This is a genomic window from Kitasatospora sp. NPDC058492, assembly GCF_042720685.1.
Lineage (GTDB): Bacteria > Actinomycetota > Actinomycetes > Streptomycetales > Streptomycetaceae > Kitasatospora.
Genome location: NZ_JBHXMU010000019.1, coordinates 33,928 through 50,112 on the forward strand (window position 1 = coordinate 33,928; position 16,185 = coordinate 50,112).

A 16,185-nucleotide genomic window follows, 5' to 3' on the forward strand; every position below is an offset into this window, starting at 1 on the left:
GCAGTTTCGTAGTTCGGCAGTCCAGCAGTCCGTTGGTCCGTTAGTCGCGGGCTGTGGCCGCCCCCGGCCGCTGGTCGGGGGCGGTACCGCCGAGGCGGGTGAGCAGGACGGCGAGGCGGTCGAGGTCGTCGGGGCTCCACTGGTCGGCGGCGAAGAGCTCGGCCGCGACCTTCCGGGCCGTGTACAGCATCTCGGCGAGTCGTTCGCGGCCGGTCGGCGTCAGGGCCGCGTAGGCGACCCGGGCGTCGCGGGCCGCCGCCTCCCGGCTCACCAGGCCGATCCGCTCCAGCGGCGCCAGTCCGCGGGTGACGCCCGAGGCGGTGACGCCGAGGGCCTCGGCGAGGTCGACCCGGCGCATCCGGCCGCCGGGGGCGTGACCGAGGTGGAGCAGCAGGGTGAAGTCGGACAGGCTCACGCCGTGCAGGCGGCTGAGGCCCGCGTCGAAGCGCTTGGCCACGGCGGCCTGGGCGCGGACCAGCCGCAGGGCGGTGTCCAGCGGGTCGGGCCGGGTGCCCGGGTGCGGGTCGGTCTGAGGGTTGGCCTGCGGGTCGGCCGGTGGGTTCGTGTGCGGGTTGGCGTGCGGGTCTGTCATTGCTACCTCCTTGACTACTCAAGCATACCGGTGCGGTGAGCCGTCAAGGAGGTAGCGGGAGGGGGAGGGGGCTAGCCGGCGTTGGCGGCGCGGCGCTGCCGCTTGCCGAGCGGTGCCTGCGAGAGGTCCTCGGCCTGGGAGCGCAGGTTCTTGTAGCCGTAGCCGCGCTCGGCCAGCCAGGCCCGCGCCGCCTGCTCGGCCCGCTCGGCGGCCGCCAGGATGTCCTCCTCCGCCTCGCCCGAGTCGAGGAAGCGGAAGGTGAAGGCGGCCCGCGCGCCGAGGTCGTAGCTGAGGTGTCCCTCGCGGGTGAAGGCCGCGCGCAGCACGTCGTGTTCGGGCGCGCGGGCGAGGAGTTCGGCGTGCTGCTCGGCGCTCAGGCCGTCGAAGACGCCGCGCACCATGATGCGGAAGGTTCGAGTGGTCATCCCCCGACCATAGGCAAGGCGGGCGGTCGACCGCCAACCCGATTTCGTGCCGCTGGTCGGGTCTCGCTGGTCGACAGTTCCCGGGCGGACCTAGGCGCGCCGGGTGGGCAGGCGGGTGCAGACGGTGCCGGAGGCGAGCGGGGCCGGTTCGGCCTTGAGGGTGTCGAGGGTGAAGTCCGTGGTGAGGGCGCTGATGTCGGCGGTCTGCCGGATGAGGTAGTGGTTGGCGCCGGGGGCTTCGTAGCGGGCGAGGTCGGGGACGACCGGGCGGGCCCGCAGGGCGTATTCGAGGGACTGGTTGGCGTTGGCGGCGCTGTGGTCGCCGGTGCCGTGGACGATCAGGACGCGCCGGCCGGCGAGGTGGTCGACGGGGTCGCCGCTGGGCAGCCAGGGCGCGATGCCGGCGACGCCGACGACGTTCGGGTGCCCGGCGCACCAGAAGGCGGCGCGCCCGCCGAGGGAGTTGCCGATGAGGACGACGGGTACGTCGCCGTAGCGGCGGGCGAGTTCGTCGAGGGCCCAGCGGGTGTCGACGGCGGTGTCGGCGTCGGTGCCGTTCCAGCCGCTGTAGCGGTAGCGCAGCAGGTGGACGGCGAGGCCGTGCGGGCGGCCGCGGTCGGCGAGTTCGGCGGTGAGGCGGCGCAGGCCCAGTTCGGCGACCTTCAGCGGTCCGCGCCGGCTGCGCAGGAACCCGCCGGGCAGCAGCAGGGCGACGGCTTCGACCCGCCCCGTCCCGTCGTCGCCGAGTCGTGGGGTCAGTTGTGCGGTGCGCGGCCGCTGCGCCTGGAACACGCGAAATCCTTCCCTGGTGTCTACCTGCGGATTCTACGGTTCCGTGGGCGGGTCGCGGTGCGTGAGCAGGGGCCGCAGGGCCCAGCCGGTGGCGCGGGGGCGGGGCCCGCGTGGACTGGGCCTGGCGGGCCGACTCGCCTCCGGGTACGAGGCGTTGGGGCGGGGCGTCGGGGCGAGGTCAGGAGGGGCGGCCCGGCTGGTCTCCGCCGCCGGTGGAGCGGCTCCGGCCGGAGAGCAGGTCCTGCATGCTCGGGAGCTTCCGGCGCTGCGAGCCGGTCTGCGCGCCGCTCTGGGAGCCGGTTTGCGTGCCGGCCGGCGGGGCGATCGAGCGGCGGGGTTCGGTGGCCGGGCCGAGGCCGGCCTTGGCGGCCGCGTCGGCGAGGAAGTCGGAGGCCTGGCGGCGGGCGTTGTCGACCGTGCGGCGCAGGCTCTCGGCGTCGTTGCGCAGTTTGTCGGTCTGCCGGCGCAGCAGGTCGGTGCGCTGTTCGGCCTCGGTGAGCTGCTTGAGGCTGGCGGCCGCCCGGGCGGCGGCCTCCCGTTCGAGCTCCTCGCCGCGTTGCTGGGCGTCGGTGACGATCTGTTGCGCCCGGGCCTCGGCGTGGGCCCGCTGGTCGGCGAGGTCCTGGTCGAGCTGGCGGCGCCGCTGGGCGATGCTGGTTTCGAACTGCAGCGCGACCTGGGCGGCCTGGTCGCGGGTGTGCTGGAACAGCGCGTCCGCCTCCCGTCGGCGGGCGAGGACGTACGGGTCCTCCTCGGCGGCGGGGACGTCCCGGACGGTGGCGTGGTAGCCGGCCGGGGGCTGTTCGGCCTGCTCGGCGAGGTGGAGCAGGCGTTCGGCGACCTGGTCGGCGTGCGGCGGCCGCCGGTCGGGGTCCTTGGCGAGCAGTTCGAGGACGAGGGTGTCGACGTCGGCGGGCAGGCCGGGTCGCAGGGTGCCGGGGGCGGCGGGGTGGACCTCGCCGTGCTGGCGGATGAGTTCGTAGAGGGTGCCGCGGAACGGCGTGCGGCCGGTGAGGAGTTCGTACAGGAGGCAGCCGAAGGCGTAGAGGTCGGAGCGGGCGTCGAGGCCGCGGCTGTCGAAGCGTTCGGGGGCCATGTAGGCGGGGGTGCCGACGATGACGTTGGTGCTGGTGATGCCGTCGTCGGCGGTGCCGACCCGGGCGATGCCGAAGTCGACGACCTTGACTTCGCCGGAGGACTGGATCATCACGTTGGCGGGTTTGACGTCCCGGTGGACGACGCCGGCCCGGTGGGCGGTGGCGAGGGCCTGGGAGATCTGGACGGCCCAGGTGAGGGCCTGGCGCAGGGGCAGCGGCCCATCGCCGAGGTGGCGGCTGAGGGGGGCGCCGTCGAGCAGTTCCATGACCAGGAAGTAGAACGGCCGGCCGGCCTCGTCGTGTTGGCCGAAGTCGTGCACGGTGACGATGGACGGGTGGTTGAGCGCGCCGGCGGTGGCCACCTCGCGGACGAACCGGGCCGCGTCCTTGGGGGTGTTGTTGCTGCCCGGGAGCATCACCTTGACGGCGACGAGCCGTTGGATCCGCGCGTCGCGGGCCTTCCAGACCGCGCCGAAGGCGCCCTCGCCGATCTGCTCGACCAGCTCGTACCGCCCGTCGAGTACGTCGCCCGGCTGCATCCCCGCCCCTTTCGTGCCCCGGTGCCGCGCCCCGGCCCCCGGGCCAACCTACCGTCCGTCGGTGGGGCCGGGAGTTTTCCGTTGTCTTTGTTCAGGATCCAGCGAGGCTCTGCGATCATCCGATGATCGTCGCTCATGCGGTGGGCGGCGCTTGACGGGGGAGTGACCGACATGGCCGAGGGGCCCGTGGACAGTGCCGCCGGGGCCGGGTGGGCCCGCAGGTCCGTCCGCCTCGCCAGGGGCGGGTTCGCGATGGACAAGGAGGCCTGGATGGTGGTCTCCGGCGGGGTGCTGGGGGCCATGTTCGCGAGCATGGGCCTGGCCGTGCTGATCGGGCCGTCCCAGGGGTACGGCGGCGAGAGCCTCGACTTCATGGGCATCGTCAGCATCCTCGGCCTGATGCCCTGCGGGGCCGGCCTGCTGTGGGCGCTGCTCCACCCCCGGCGCGGCTTCCCCGCGGTCGCCGTCGGGATCCTGTTCGGGCTCGCCGTGTTCGTCTCCTTCGCCGGGACCGGCCTCAACGACGCCTGGGAGGCGCCGCTGGACCGGCCGTCGTCGATCCGCGCCGTCGGCAGCTGGACCAGCGGGGACGTGGTGGTGCGGGTCCGGCCCGACCAGGTGGTGGCCTACCGCGGCGCCACCGGGCAGGTCGCGTGGCGGTGGACGCCGCCGGGCGAGGACTCCGTCTGCGCCATGAGCCGCGGGACGGGCCACGGCCTCGGACTGCTCGGCCACTCCCCGCACGACCGGCCGTGCGCGGCGGTGACTGCGCTCAACCTCGCCAACGGCACGGCCGCCTGGACCGCCGCGGCGGACGCGCCCGGCCGCGTCGGGGACACGGCGGCGCCCGATCTGCTCGCCGTCGCCGGGGACGAGGCCGTCCTCCAGGAGCGGACCGGCTGGCGCGCGGTGCATCTGGCCGACGGGCGCGCTTCCTGGCGCGGCGACGCGGACGCCGGCTGCGCGCCGTTGCAGGTGGCGGGCGGGGCGGCGGAGGTGGTGACGGTCGCGCAGTGCGGCGACGCCGCGCCGGTGCTGCGGTCGCTGGCCCCGGCGGACGGGCAGGAGCGGACCCGGGTCGCCCTGCCGGTCACGGGCGGGCTGAAGGACGTCGCGGTGGTCTCCACCGAGCCCCTCGCGGTCTGGGTCGACGCGCAGGGCGAGCGCGGGACGCACGCCGTTCTCAGCTTCGACGGGGCGGGGCGGCAGCGGGCGTCGATCCCGGTCGCGGGGGACGAGTACGACCTCGACGTCATGCTGGGCGGTGCCCACGCCTACGACGCGTTCGCCGCCCGTCCGCTGTTCGGCGGGGTGGTCGTCGGCGACCAGCTGATCGTCCCCGGCGAGAAGCCGGACGACGTCCGGATCAGCGGGGGGAAGAACCCCAGCCGCATCGCCACCGGGCGCCTGGTCGCCTACTCGCTCGCCGACGGCGGGAAGCGCTGGACGGCCGGGCTGGACGACCAGGTGACGGGGCTGCTGGTGGACGGCGCGTCGGTGTGGGCGCTGACCCGGGACAAGCTGACCCGGGTCGACGCCGCGACCGGGCGGAAGAGCAGTGAACTGGACGTCAACGACTCGAAGTCCGTCCACCCGGTGGACCTGTCGGTCTCCGGGCCCGGCCGGTTCACGGTGGTGGCGGAGGACGGCACGCGGGACGAGCCGCCGGCCCGGGGCATGGGCTGAGCCGGTCCGGGGTCTGAGCCGAGCCCTTCCGGAGCCCTTGGCCGCCCGCTGTTCGTCACGCTCGGTGACGGACTCGGCCCGGGGGTGCCGCCCCGAGCGGCTGTGTCAGGCTGGTGGGGGAGCACCGCCGAGATCGGGAGGCTCGTGATGGCCGAGATCAGGGTGAACGGGGTGTCGCTGCACTACGAGGCCCGTGGCGAGGGGCCCGGCGTCGTCCTGGTGCACGGCTCGTGGAGCGACGCCGACAGCTGGGCGCGCGTGATGCCGGGCCTGGCCGAGTCGACCACCGTCGTCGCCTACGACCGGCGGGGCCACAGCCGCAGTGAGGACCCGCTCACCCAGGGTTCGGTCTACGAGGACGCGGCCGACCTGGCCGGGCTGATCGAGGGGCTCGGACTCGCGCCGGCGTTCGTCTGCGGGAACTCGTACGGTTCGCTGATCACGCTGCGGCTCGCCGCCGCCCGGCCCGACCTGCTGCGGGGGATCGCCGTGCACGAGCCGCCCGGCGCCGGCATCCTGCTCGCCGACCCCGAGCTGCGGCCGGTCGCCACCGCGCTCGCCGACCGGATCACCGCCGTCCGGGAGCTGCTGGAGCAGGCAGAGTCGGCCGCGGCGGCGGAGCTGTTCGTGGAGACGGTCACCTTCGGGCCGGGGGCCTGGGCGCAGCTGCCCGCGCCGGTGCGGCACACGTACGTGCGCAACGCGCCGACCTACCTGGACGAGCTGCGGGACCCGGACGCCCTGGACCTCGACCTGACCGCGCTGGCCCGCTTCACGGAACCGGCCCTGCTCACGCAGAGTGACAACAGCCCGCCGATGTACGGCGAGGTGCTGGACATCATCGACCTCACCCTGGCGAAGGTGGAACGGCACCTGTACCCCGGTGCCGGCCACGCACCGCACCTGTCGCAGCCGGAGGAGTGGGTGCGGGTGGTGCTGCCGCGCGCCCTGGCGTGAGCCCCCGCTCCGGGGGTGCGCCCACTTCGGGGGCGCGCCCGGCCCGTTGCGCGCGGGGGCGCAGCGGGCCGAGTGCAACAGGTCGAGCGCAACGGGCCGGCCGTACGCGTCAGTTGGGCGAGGCGCCCCAGCCGTCGTCCGGGAGGGTGCGGTCCGGCTCGGGGCAGTCGGTGTGGTCGTAGCCCCACAGCAGGGCTTTGTTCAGCAGCCAGTCCTCGGGCGGCGGCGCGTCACCGCCCTCGCGGTCCGCGTGGCCGTCGCGGGCCTGGTGACCGTCGCGGTCGGTGAGGACGAACGCCACCCGGACCTCCTCGGCCACCGCCACCTCCAGGGTGCGCTGGTCGGGGACGTTCTCGTACGTCACGGTCTCCCAGCGGCAGCCGGCGGCGGTCAGCGCGGCGATCAGGGCCGACTCGGTGACGTGCGTGTCGAGCGTCAGCAACCCGCCGCCGGCCAGCGGGAGTTCGAGTTCGCCGTGCCACACGGGCAGGGACAGCGACTGGAGCCGGCGGCAGCGGCAGAACACCGTCTGCACGTCGCCCCAGCTGAAGCCGTGCGGCCAGCGGGACTCGCGGTGGATCCGCCCGCCGTCCCAGGGGTCGCCGTAGTGGGCGGCGAGTTCGGGCAGCGAGGCGTTGTAGCGCAGCCCGTCCGGGCCGTCCAGGCCGCCGGTGGCCGCCAGCGCGGTGAGTCGCGCGAGGAAGTCCGTCACCCCAGGCACCCGCGCACCGCCTCGATCAGCCGGTTGGCGCGGGCGTCGCCGTGGCCGATCATCCGGTTGGCGACGTAGCCGAAGCCGACGCCGAACTCGTCGTCCCCGAAGGCGAACTGGCCGCCCGCGCCGTCGTTGCCGAAGCTGCGCTCGCCCAGCAGCGGGCGGAAGGCGGGGGAGTCGAGCAGCAGGCCGGAACCCCAGCGGGCGCCCATGTCGAAGCCCAGGAAGCCCGCGCCGGAGGAGACTTCGCGCACCGCGTCGGTGACGGTCTCGTGCGAGAGCAGGCGCGGGCCGCCGTCCAGGCCGGTCGCGGCCGCCGCGTACAGCCCCGCCAGCCCGGTGGCGGAGGCGACCGCGCCCGCGCCGGGCAGCTCGATCGCGTGCAGGGCCGGGTCGTTCCAGCCGTGCGGCACGTCCAGGCCGGGGAAGACCAGGGCGCCGTTCATCGTCACGATCCGGGTCAGCAGGTGCTCCGGGCCGGGCATCGGGCGGCGGCCCTCCGCCTCCACCAGCCGGGCCAGGCGCGGGAGTTCGCTCTCCGGCAGGCCGATCCAGGCCGGCAGGCCGAGCGGCTCGGCGATCTCCTTGCGGAGGAACGCGCCCGGCGTGAGCCCGGTGATCCGGCGGATCACCTCGCCGACCGCGAAGCCCAGGACGTGGCCGTGGTACTCGTAGGCGGTGCCGGGCTCCCAGAGCGGCTCCTGCTCCTCGATCGCGCGGACGACGGGAGCCCAGGCGGCGATCTCCTCGAAGGAGAGCGCCGCGTCCAGGGCCGGGATGCCCGCGCGGTGGCCGAGGATCATGCGGGTGGTGATGTCCTGCTTGCCGTGGCGGGCGAACTCGGGCCAGTAGCGGGCGATCGGCGCGTCGAGGTCGAGGAGGCCCTGCTGGGCGAGCAGGTGGGTGCTGATGCTCACGGGGCCCTTGGCGCAGGAGAAGACCGGGACGACGGTGTCCTGCGTCCAGGCCCGGCCGGTGCGTTCGTCGGCCGTCCCGCCCCACAATTCGACGACCTTGCGGCCGCAGGCGAACACCGTGACGGCGGCGCCGAGTTCGGGGAACTCGGCGAAGTTGCGGGCGAAGACGTCCGCCACGGCGCCGAACCGTTCGTCGGCCCAGCCCTGGTACTGCTGCATGGTGTCCAGCCCCGTCCTCTGGTCCTCGTGGGGTCGCTGCCCCAAGATCGTCGACCGGACCACGGTACGGCGTCGGGCCGCTCGGCACGACCCGTTTCCCGACCAGCGGTCGGGGCGGCCCTCGTCGGGCGGGGAGCCGTCGTCGGGCATGAGGGTGGACGACTGGGGAGAGGGCTCGGAGTGGATCGTGAAGCACTGGACGCGCTGACCGCGCTGTGGTCCCAGCGGTGGCCTCAAAGGGGCGGACGGCCGGTGCCGCCCGCTGTCCCTGGTCGTCACGCCGGGGCAGCGGGCGGACTGCACGCAGTTCGAGCCGGTACCGGAGAAGATCCGTGTCCCGCGGACAGGGCCGGGCAGGCCCCGGAAGACGCCCGACAGCGTGGCCGCCGACAAGGCCTACAGCAACGGCCCGTGCCGCGCCTACCTGCGCAGGCGCGGCATCCGGCACACGATCCCGGAGAAGGCGGACGGTCAGGCCGCCCGCCTGCGCAAAGGCTCACGCGGAGGGTGCCCGGTGAGAGTTCTCCATCGGGCCCCGCTCACCAGGTCACGGGCAGTGACCGCATCCCGTAGATGAACGACTCGGTACGGAACTCGCGCTCGCCGGCCAGCCGCAGCCCCGGCAGCCGGCGGAACAGCGTCTCCAGGGCGATCTGGAGTTCGGCGCGGGCCAGCGGCTGGCCCAGGCACTGGTGCACGCCGAAGCCGAACGCCAGCTGCCGCCGGGCGTCCCGGTACAGGTCCAGCTCGTCCGTCGCCCGATGGCCGGCGCCGCCGAACACCGCCTCGTCCCGGTTGGCGGTGGAGAGCATCGCCATCACGCCCTCCCCGGCCCGGACGGTGACGCCGCCCAGCTCCACGTCCTCCAGCGCCACCCGGGGCAGGCCGGTGTGCACGATGGTCAGCAGCCGCAACAGCTCCTCCACCGCGCCCGGCAGGGTGGCCGGGTCGGCCAGGCCGGGGATCTGCTCGGGGTGCTCCAGCAGCAGCGCGGTCGACAGCGCGATCATGTTCGCGGTCGTCTCGTGCCCGGCGACCAGCAGCAGCACGCTCATGGCGGCCGCGTCGTCCGGGGTCAGGTCGTCCCGCGCCGCGAGTCGGCTGAGGACGTCGTCCTGCGGCTGTGCGCGCTTGCGGGCCGTCAGGTCGCGCAGGTAGTGCAGGATTTCCTCCTGGGCCTCCCGGAGCTGCTCCACGGTGCTCTCCTGGCTGAGCATCGTGCGGCTCAGGTTCTGGAAGCGGTCGTGGTCCTCGTACGGCACGCCGAGCAGCAGGCAGATCACCAGCGAGGGCACCGGCAGCGCGAAGTCGGTGACCAGGTCGGCCGTGGTCCGGCCCGCGGTCATCCGGTCCAGTGCCTCGTCCACGATCCGCTGGATCTCCGGGCGCAGCGCCTCCACCCGCTTGACCAGGAATTCCCCGGTGAGCATGCGGCGCTGGCGGGCGTGCTCGGGGTCGTCGAGCCGCAGGAAGTCCGGATTGTCGGTGATCAGCTCGCGAGCGCCGGCGACCAGCAGCGGGAAGGACGGGTGGCGTATGTCGGCACTGAACCGGCGGTCGGACAGCACGGTGCGGACCTCGGCGAAGCCGGTGACCAGCCAGCAGAGGTCGCCGTCGGGCAGCTCGGCCCTGGTCACCGGCCCGGTGGCGGCGGCCTCGGGGTACGCGGGCGGCGGGCCGAAGGGGCAGCCGCCGGAGTGCCGGGCCGGCAGTGGGAGGACGGGGGTGGTGGGTGCGGTGGTCAAGGCGGGGGTCTCCTCACGTCGCGGGTGTTCTCGTGGGGTTCGGGGCCCGGGAAGGTTCCCGGCGGCCTGCGGGGCCGGCGGCGGGGGTCCGTCAGGCCCCGGTCCGCGCGGGCTCGTCCCCGGTGACGGTGATCGCCCGGCCCGGGCAGAGCTCGGAGGCGAGTCTGACGTCGTCGAACTGCTCGGGCAGCACGACGGTCTGACGGAGCATCACGAGACTGTCCCGGTCGTCCTGGTCGAAGACCGCGGGGGCGTTCATCACGCACATGCCGGAGCTGCAGCAACGGTCCCGGTCGACGCTCACCTGCATGTCGGGCACCTTTCGCCAGGGCGGCGCCGACTGCCCGGCGGCCGCCTCTCGTTGTCACGGTCAACCTAGCCATCGCTGGTCCGTTCACGGAGGGGTACGGTGGCCGGATCGAGAATGGCTGATTCGGCCCCTGTGTGTGAACCCCCATTGTGGCGCTATGCGTTTCAGCCCGCGGTACTTCGCCGGACGGGTCGGCGGACCCGGCCGCGCGGACGGCCTCACGGGCCCTTCGGCGGTGGCCAACTCCCTTACGGAGGCCACCGTGTCGGCCTCGGCGGCGCTCTTGTCCGGCCGGTAGCGCACCACCCGGGCGAACCGCAGGGCCAGCCCGGCGGGGTGGCGGGGGCTGCGCCGGAGGCCGTCGAAGGCGACCTCGACGACCAGTTCCGGCCGGACCGGCACCGTCCGGGCGTCCCGCCCGGTCTCCCGGGCGAGCAACTCGGCGGTCTGCCAAACGAGCGTCCGGTCGGTCAGTCCCTTGAAGGTCTTGCCGAGCATCGCCCACGGGCCGAGCCCCGGCTCGCCGGCCGCCCGGGCGGCCGGCGAGGCCCTCGGACGGTCCCGAGGCGGTCGCACCACGCCGTCGCGACCAGGTATGACAAGCGCGTGTACATCTTCCTCGGCACGGTCACTGTCGCCGCACCGGTCATCTGGCTCCGCTCGTGATCGCGCGGACAGAACCTAGCGGGCCGACGACGGGCATCACGGGACCTCCCGTGATGCCCGCGGTGCGGACGGCGCCGCCCGCCGTCAGCTGCGGCCGGTGACGTAGAGGGGCTTCATGTCGACGACCGTCGCGGTGACGGTGTGCCCCAGGCCCTCGCGGGCGGCGTTGGTGAGCACACCGGGGTCGGCCTCGGCGTGCTCGGCGAACAGGCCGCCGAGGCCCCGGGCGCGGGCGTACTCGGCCTTGGCACGGACGGAGCGCGGGGTGTCGAGGGAGAGGAAGACGCCGGTGCTGGGGTTGTGGAGGTAGTCGGCGTCGGCGACGACGTCCGTGTACAGCTCGAAGCCGTTGCGGCCCTTGCCCTGCTCCAGGTCGAGGTAGTTGCGCAGCACGTCGGCGCAGGTGCTCGTGCCGGGGGCGAAGGAGCCGACCGTCTCGCCCGCGCCGTTGTCGTACCTGCCGCGCAGGGGCGAAATGCCGGTGATGTGTGCGTGCTTGGCGTTGCGGGTGGTGGTGGCGTAGCCGAGGTGGATGCGGTGAGGCGCCACGCCGGCGTGTTCGATGAGGTGGGTGACGGCGTTGTCGACGCAGTCCGTCTGGCTGCTGTTCTGATCGCGGCGCAGCGAGGTGTGGTGCCCGAGCCCCTCGGACCAGGGGCTGCCGAAGAAGTCGAAGGACATCAGGTCCAGCCGGTCGGCGCCGGCCTCGATGAGGAGCGGGACGTTCATCGCGTCCAGTTGGGCTGAGGAGGCCGGCACCGCGACGGCGATCGTCGCGCTCCGGTCGGCGGCGGACAGCGCGGCCCTGGTCTCGCGGATGAGCTCGGCGTAGTTCCCGGCGTCCTCCGGGCCGTACCCGGCCTCCGGGGCGCCGGCCGAGCCGGGCCAGCGCCAGTCCAGGTGGAGGGTGGAGAACATCGGGAAGACGCGGAAGATCCGTACGACGGACTGGGCGAACCGCCGCCGGGAGGCGGGCTCCTGGGCGATGGCGTGGAACGCCTCGCTCAGGTCCCAGCCGCCGATGTGCAGGCCGACAGAGAGGTCCGGGTTGCGCTCCTTGAGGCGCCGGGCGGCGCCCAGCAGGCCCTGGGCCTTCGGCTGGGTGAACAGGTCCTGGTAGTCGTTGGAGACCCAGCCGTCGAACCCGTAGCCGAGGTAGGCGGCCGCCGCGCTCCAGGCGTCGATGAAGGTCACGGCGCCGCGCTCGGAGGAGGCGATGCCGAAGTCCTGGGCGGCCTGGGAGGTGGCGGCCGCCAGGCTGCCCTGGCCGCCGACGAGGCCGACCAGGCCGAGGACGATCTCGTCGAAGGCGCCGTTCGCGGCCTCCAGCCGGGTCAGGTCCGCGCCCGGCCCGCCGGTGGGGCCGCCGGTGTCGTCCGTCAGGCGGCTGTCGTAGGCCCAGGTGGTGTCCAGGAAGCCGGACACGGTCTGCTCGCCGCTGCGGTGGTAGGTGTTGAAGGCGGGCTTGGCGACCCGGCAGGGGGTGTAGGAGAGCTTCGAGTCCTCTCGCGCCGGGTCGAAGCCGTTCATCTTGTACGTGCGTTCGGCCGCGTCCACGGCGTGGCCGTTGAGGCCGGGGTCGGACGGGTACACCAGCTCGCTCATGGCATGCGCTCCCTGTGGTGGTGATGACGGAATGCGCCCGGATCGACGCCGGGCGTGATCACGCTTGGGAGCGTAATGGCGGGAGCTGTGCGTGTGGGGCAGTTCGGATGAACTGGTTGACGGTCGATCAGATGATCGGTAATGCCGGCGCCACTCACCGCTGGGGACGCGGTGAGCGGCGCCGGGTGCGGCCTCGGGGATCAGTGGAACCAGCCTGCTGGTGACCGGCTGTGATCGCCGGCGCCGTATCGGCTCCAGGTCCCGGCCCTCGGTCAGTGGTTCGCATCGAGGGTGCCGTTGGCGAGCAGTGCGCGGAGTTTGAGGACGGCTTCGGCGCCTGACCCTCGACGCCGACGGCGTTTCGAGGAGGCCCCGGGCACCCTCAGCGGCCTCCACCCCCTCCAGCGCCCGAAGTTCCGCGAACCGCTCACCTGTGCGCGGCCGGGCGAGACCGTGCACATCTGCGAGATGTTCCGCCTCGTACGCGGCACCGGGCACATCCTCGACGTGCTCGACGTCCTCGACGTGCTCCACCGCGACCGCCTCGCCCTGCACCGTCCCCGAGCTGCCGGTCACGCTCGACATGCCGGGCACGGTCGCCGACTTCCTCCGCACCACCGGGCTGGAGTCCGCCGGCCCACCGCCCTCGATCAGGGCGTCACGGTGCGGCGCGGCCAGGGCTACACCCTGCGCGTCACCGCCGTCCCCGCGGTCCACCGCCAGCTGCTCGACGGCACTCGGAAGCTGTTGTCGTACCGATCAAGCGGCTTGCCGATCGAACGAGGGTCTCGATCGAGTGATCGAGGGCTCAGGGAACGTCCAAGTCCACACCGGCAAGCTCCGGCATCGCCCGGAGGAAGTCCGGAACACTTGCGAGTTCGTCCAGGCGCAGTTCATATGCCGAGATCCTGCGCGCATAGTCGGCAGCCAGGTCATCGACCCGGTGCCGCAGATCGGCGCGCGAAGCCACCATGACCGAGTCGTAGTAGTCGAAATCCGAGCCGATCGTCAGGTCCACGAACACCCCTTCTCCCTCAAGGACTTCGGCCAGAGTAGGGCGAGTCGGGCCGCTCAACGCGCTCACCAGACGCTGGCGACGCTCCGGTCCGGGGGCGACTGCGAACACCGTGGTCTCCGACGAGGCATCGAAGATCACCGCATGCAGCGCGGATACCAGGTCGCGAGGCGTCGACAACCGGAACAAGCCCGCACGACCGGCATGGTCCAGCTCCGCGGCGGTCGGCTCCACCCGAAGGGGCTTCGCCGTACGACCAGGTACGAAGCCCTTGTCCCGTGTGGTGGAGGTCGGCGCTTTGGCGTCGACCTCGTACTCCCAGCTCACCGGCATCGGCGTTTGCTTCAGGAAACGCTCGGCGTCGTCGCAGTAGTACGTCGGGATCACATAGCGGTCCAGGCCGGCCGTCAGACGCCACACCAGGCCCACATAGACGGCGACTTCCTCCATGTTGTTGTTGTTCACGGCCCACTCGGTGTGCGGCGTCCCCTCCTCAGGCCATTCCTGCCACAGGCCAGGCCAGTGCCGAGTCACCGCCAGGTCATTGCCGGGGAGGTAGTGGAAGAGATGGACGCCATCTGTCGTGGCGGCCTCGAAACGGATCGGATGCACCGCGCCAACCTAGCCTCGGGCAGCTCGGCGACGATGCTCATGACCCGGCGCCTTGCCCAGCCGCGGCCTTCGCGAGCGTGAACCGGCCCGGTGCCGGCAACAGCCACTCAGGGCTTCCCGGCGGTCCCGGCCCGGGCGGTGGGCAGTCAGGCGGTGAAGCGGGGGTCGTGGGCTTCGATGGCTTGGACGAAGGCGGTCCATTCGGCCTGGTCGAAGGCGAGGTGGGGGTGGTTCGGGTTCTTGTCGTCGCCGAGCCAGACGTCGCCGTTGTCGAAGCGCGCGATGATCACGCAGTCGCCGTTGCCTTCTGCGGAGAAGGGGGACTTGGCCCAGTCGGCGTCGGTGGGGTTGTGGTCGTAGGGGTCGTGGCGGTCGCGCATCTTGGCCTCCCGGTGGGTGATCAGGCGGTGAAGCGGGGGTCGTGGGCTTCGATGGCCTGGATGAAGGCGGTCCATTCGGCCTGGTCGAAGGCGAGGTGGGGGTGGTTCGGGTTCTTGTCGTCGCCGAGCCAGACGTCACCGTTGGGGAAGCGCGCGATGATCACGCAGCTGCCGTTGTCGTCAGCGGAGAAGGGGGACTTGGTCCAGCCGGCGTCGGCGGGGTTGTGGTCGTACGGGTTGCGCTTCTCGCTCACGTCAGCTCTTCCAACTTGCGCTCAAGGGCGGTGATGGTGTCCTCGGGTGACAACGCGCAGCGCTCAACACGGCCAATGGCGCGCTCGGCTCGTCGTACGTCGCGTCCCGTTCTACGCGGGAGCATACCGCCGACTGCTTCGATGAAGACGAATCCTCCTTCTGGATCCCCAGGGAAGCGCATCAGCACCACGCCTGATGCCAGAATTCCAGGCCTGCCAGCGCTGAGTGGCACCATGCGGACGGTCACGTTCGGGTACTGAGACACCTTGATGACGTGCCGGATCTGATCCGCCAGAACCCTCTGATCTCCGGCCACCAGCAGGGCGACCTCTCCGAAGTACGCCTCGAAGTTGAGTGGGTGACTGTCGGTGAGCCTGCGCTGGCGACGAATCCTGACCTCTGTGGCGGCCTCAATCTGCTCGTCATTAGGAGCGCTGAGGCTGGCCGCGATCATCTCGGTTGCGTAGCCCTCGGTTTGAAGCAACCCGGGGAACGCGGCAGGAAAGTACTCGGAAATTTGCGAGGCGTCGGCTTCGAGATCAAGGTACTCCGCGAAGGCCGAGGTGATGCTGTCAGCAAAGTCCAGTCCACGCCACCAACGCCTCGCAGGGCCGTCGCTGAGCAGGCTCTCGAAGTCCTCGCGTTCTTGTCCATCGATGCCGTAGTGATCCAGCAGCGTCTTCAAGTCGGCTGCGCTGATCTGCTGGTGGGCACGCTCGATTCTGCTGAGGCGGGCGGGGTTCCAACCCTTCAGGCCTGCTGTCGAATCGGCAAGGGTCTTGTTGTTGTACAGCCTCCAGTTGCGCAGCTCGTCGCCGAGGCGGATCTGCCTGATCGCTGACAGGTCCTTGCTCAAGTGGCGCCCCTCCCTCTGAGTTTGGGTCCAGTCTCGCCATGATGCGCAGGCGACTCAACTCGTTTCAAGATCCACGGATTTGTCATTGCGTTCGGGTTGCGGGTTCGATTTGATGTCAGCCACACTCACTGTGACCGAACGAACACGCCACTGAAGGTGTGGGGTGACTCATGTCCACCTTGCGTAACCCGGTCCTCCGATCCTGGGAGACCACCCTCACCGAGCACGAAACCTCGGTCCGTACCGCCCGCCGCCTGGTCCGTGACCAGCTCACTTCCTGGGGCTGGGTCGGTGACCCGGTCGACGACCTCGTCCTCATCGCCTCCGAGTTCGTGACCAACGCCGTCGTCCACGCCTGTCACGGCGACGGCGAAGTCCGGCTCTACCTTCAGGAGTTCGACGGCGGCTGCCGCCTCGAAGTCTGGGACCCCCGCAGTGACCTCCCGCTCCTGGAGCGGCGTCCGGGCCGTTTCAACGAGTGCGGCCGTGGGATCGAACTCGCCCGCCGGCTCGCCGTCGACTTCGGGGTGATCGCGCGGTGCGGCGCGGGCAAGCGCGTCTGGGCGCGCGTCCTCCGTACCGCGGACAGCAACGTTCCCTCGCCCGAAAGTTGAGCACCATCAAGCTCGCCACCACGGCTGCGATCACCGCCGCCAGCCTCGCCCTCGCCTGCTTCGCCTCGAACCTCGTCCCGCCGCGCGAGCCGGCCACCGCCGACGTCGTCTGGTGGACCACCCTGGCCGCCGCCCTGATGACCGGCATCAACCGTCACAGCGACAACTCCGACGACGACAACGACTGA

Annotated in this window: 19 protein-coding genes and 1 pseudogene; 6 read left to right on the top strand and 14 right to left on the bottom strand. The window is 72.3% G+C overall.

Annotated features, from left to right (window positions below; all coding sequences use genetic code 11):
- Positions 1 to 40: 40 nt before the first annotated feature.
- The 4 genes from ACFWPI_RS15010 to ACFWPI_RS15025 all read right to left on the bottom strand — a co-directional run bounded on the left by ACFWPI_RS15010 (position 41) and on the right by ACFWPI_RS15025 (position 3,445).
- Entirely contained in the window at positions 41 to 592 is a 552-nt protein-coding gene (locus ACFWPI_RS15010; RefSeq protein WP_380370762.1) for a MarR family transcriptional regulator, read from the bottom strand.
- 71 nt (positions 593 to 663) lie between these two features.
- Positions 664 to 1,017 carry a DUF6204 family protein gene (locus ACFWPI_RS15015; protein ID WP_063346744.1) on the bottom strand — a complete coding sequence of 118 codons (354 nt, stop codon included), beginning with the start codon at positions 1,015 to 1,017 and terminating at the stop codon, positions 664 to 666.
- A 90-nt stretch (positions 1,018 to 1,107) separates the two neighbouring features.
- Positions 1,108 to 1,809: an alpha/beta hydrolase gene (locus ACFWPI_RS15020; RefSeq protein ID WP_380370758.1), complete on the bottom strand. Its 702-nt coding sequence runs from the start codon at positions 1,807 to 1,809 to the stop codon at positions 1,108 to 1,110.
- 178 nt (positions 1,810 to 1,987) lie between these two features.
- Positions 1,988 to 3,445, bottom strand: coding sequence for a protein kinase (locus ACFWPI_RS15025; RefSeq protein ID WP_380370755.1), 1,458 nt, complete (start codon positions 3,443 to 3,445; stop codon positions 1,988 to 1,990).
- A gap of 171 nt (positions 3,446 to 3,616) precedes the next feature.
- Between ACFWPI_RS15025 and ACFWPI_RS15030 the strand changes: the two genes are divergently transcribed.
- Together ACFWPI_RS15030 and ACFWPI_RS15035 are read left to right on the top strand one after the other, a co-directional pair.
- Positions 3,617 to 5,131, top strand: coding sequence for a PQQ-binding-like beta-propeller repeat protein (locus tag ACFWPI_RS15030; RefSeq protein WP_380370752.1), 1,515 nt, complete (start codon positions 3,617 to 3,619; stop codon positions 5,129 to 5,131).
- A 147-nt stretch (positions 5,132 to 5,278) separates the two neighbouring features.
- Entirely contained in the window at positions 5,279 to 6,088 is an 810-nt protein-coding gene (locus ACFWPI_RS15035; protein ID WP_363372692.1) for an alpha/beta hydrolase, read from the top strand.
- 109 nt (positions 6,089 to 6,197) lie between these two features.
- On the opposite strand, the gene ACFWPI_RS15040 is transcribed toward ACFWPI_RS15035, so the two are convergent.
- Together ACFWPI_RS15040 and ACFWPI_RS15045 are read right to left on the bottom strand one after the other, a co-directional pair.
- Positions 6,198 to 6,800 (bottom strand): hypothetical protein, encoded by a 603-nt coding sequence (locus tag ACFWPI_RS15040; protein ID WP_380370748.1) that lies wholly within the window; start codon positions 6,798 to 6,800, stop codon positions 6,198 to 6,200.
- Positions 6,797 to 7,939 carry a serine hydrolase domain-containing protein gene (locus tag ACFWPI_RS15045; RefSeq protein WP_380370805.1) on the bottom strand — a complete coding sequence of 381 codons (1,143 nt, stop codon included), beginning with the start codon at positions 7,937 to 7,939 and terminating at the stop codon, positions 6,797 to 6,799. The genes ACFWPI_RS15040 and ACFWPI_RS15045 overlap by 4 nt, the downstream gene beginning before the upstream one ends.
- 268 nt (positions 7,940 to 8,207) lie before the next feature.
- Here ACFWPI_RS15045 and ACFWPI_RS15050 point away from each other — a divergent pair, with 268 nt between their 5' ends.
- Positions 8,208 to 8,516: a transposase gene (locus ACFWPI_RS15050; RefSeq protein ID WP_380424831.1), complete on the top strand. Its 309-nt coding sequence runs from the start codon at positions 8,208 to 8,210 to the stop codon at positions 8,514 to 8,516.
- On the opposite strand, the gene ACFWPI_RS15055 is transcribed toward ACFWPI_RS15050, so the two are convergent.
- The 3 genes from ACFWPI_RS15055 to ACFWPI_RS15065 all read right to left on the bottom strand — a co-directional run bounded on the left by ACFWPI_RS15055 (position 8,479) and on the right by ACFWPI_RS15065 (position 10,492).
- Positions 8,479 to 9,684, bottom strand: a complete 1,206-nt coding sequence (locus ACFWPI_RS15055) for a cytochrome P450 (protein WP_380370745.1) — start codon at positions 9,682 to 9,684, stop codon at positions 8,479 to 8,481. The two genes, ACFWPI_RS15050 and ACFWPI_RS15055, sit on opposite strands and share 38 nt — an antisense overlap.
- Positions 9,685 to 9,775: 91 nt before the next feature.
- On the bottom strand, positions 9,776 to 9,994 hold the full coding sequence (locus tag ACFWPI_RS15060; RefSeq protein ID WP_363372684.1) for a ferredoxin: 219 nt from the start codon (positions 9,992 to 9,994) through the stop codon (positions 9,776 to 9,778).
- An 84-nt stretch (positions 9,995 to 10,078) separates the two neighbouring features.
- Positions 10,079 to 10,492 (bottom strand): hypothetical protein, encoded by a 414-nt coding sequence (locus ACFWPI_RS15065; RefSeq protein ID WP_380370800.1) that lies wholly within the window; start codon positions 10,490 to 10,492, stop codon positions 10,079 to 10,081.
- Between the two features lie 69 nt (positions 10,493 to 10,561).
- Between ACFWPI_RS15065 and ACFWPI_RS15070 the strand changes: the two are divergent.
- A pseudogene (locus ACFWPI_RS15070) lies at positions 10,562 to 10,660 on the top strand (IS5/IS1182 family transposase); the annotation flags it as partial.
- A gap of 84 nt (positions 10,661 to 10,744) precedes the next feature.
- Here ACFWPI_RS15070 and ACFWPI_RS15075 read toward each other — a convergent pair.
- The 5 genes from ACFWPI_RS15075 to ACFWPI_RS15095 all read right to left on the bottom strand — a co-directional run bounded on the left by ACFWPI_RS15075 (position 10,745) and on the right by ACFWPI_RS15095 (position 15,383).
- Positions 10,745 to 12,265 carry a glycosyl hydrolase family 18 protein gene (locus ACFWPI_RS15075; protein ID WP_380370743.1) on the bottom strand — a complete coding sequence of 507 codons (1,521 nt, stop codon included), beginning with the start codon at positions 12,263 to 12,265 and terminating at the stop codon, positions 10,745 to 10,747.
- 808 nt (positions 12,266 to 13,073) lie between these two features.
- On the bottom strand, positions 13,074 to 13,892 hold the full coding sequence (locus ACFWPI_RS15080; protein ID WP_380370740.1) for a hypothetical protein: 819 nt from the start codon (positions 13,890 to 13,892) through the stop codon (positions 13,074 to 13,076).
- A 146-nt stretch (positions 13,893 to 14,038) separates the two neighbouring features.
- Entirely contained in the window at positions 14,039 to 14,272 is a 234-nt protein-coding gene (locus ACFWPI_RS15085) for a DUF397 domain-containing protein (RefSeq protein WP_380370738.1), read from the bottom strand.
- Between the two features lie 20 nt (positions 14,273 to 14,292).
- Positions 14,293 to 14,526: a DUF397 domain-containing protein gene (locus ACFWPI_RS15090; protein ID WP_380370736.1), complete on the bottom strand. Its 234-nt coding sequence runs from the start codon at positions 14,524 to 14,526 to the stop codon at positions 14,293 to 14,295.
- A complete protein-coding gene (locus ACFWPI_RS15095; RefSeq protein ID WP_380370734.1) occupies positions 14,523 to 15,383 on the bottom strand; it encodes a helix-turn-helix domain-containing protein in 861 nt (286 codons plus the stop codon). Before ACFWPI_RS15095 ends, ACFWPI_RS15090 begins: the two co-directional genes overlap by 4 nt.
- Positions 15,384 to 15,553: 170 nt before the next feature.
- Between ACFWPI_RS15095 and ACFWPI_RS15100 the strand changes: the two genes are divergently transcribed.
- Together ACFWPI_RS15100 and ACFWPI_RS15105 are read left to right on the top strand one after the other, a co-directional pair.
- Positions 15,554 to 15,997 carry an ATP-binding protein gene (locus ACFWPI_RS15100; RefSeq protein WP_380370731.1) on the top strand — a complete coding sequence of 148 codons (444 nt, stop codon included), beginning with the start codon at positions 15,554 to 15,556 and terminating at the stop codon, positions 15,995 to 15,997.
- Complete coding sequence (locus ACFWPI_RS15105; protein ID WP_063346730.1) at positions 15,994 to 16,185, top strand: hypothetical protein; 192 nt, start codon at positions 15,994 to 15,996, stop codon at positions 16,183 to 16,185. Before ACFWPI_RS15100 ends, ACFWPI_RS15105 begins: the two co-directional genes overlap by 4 nt.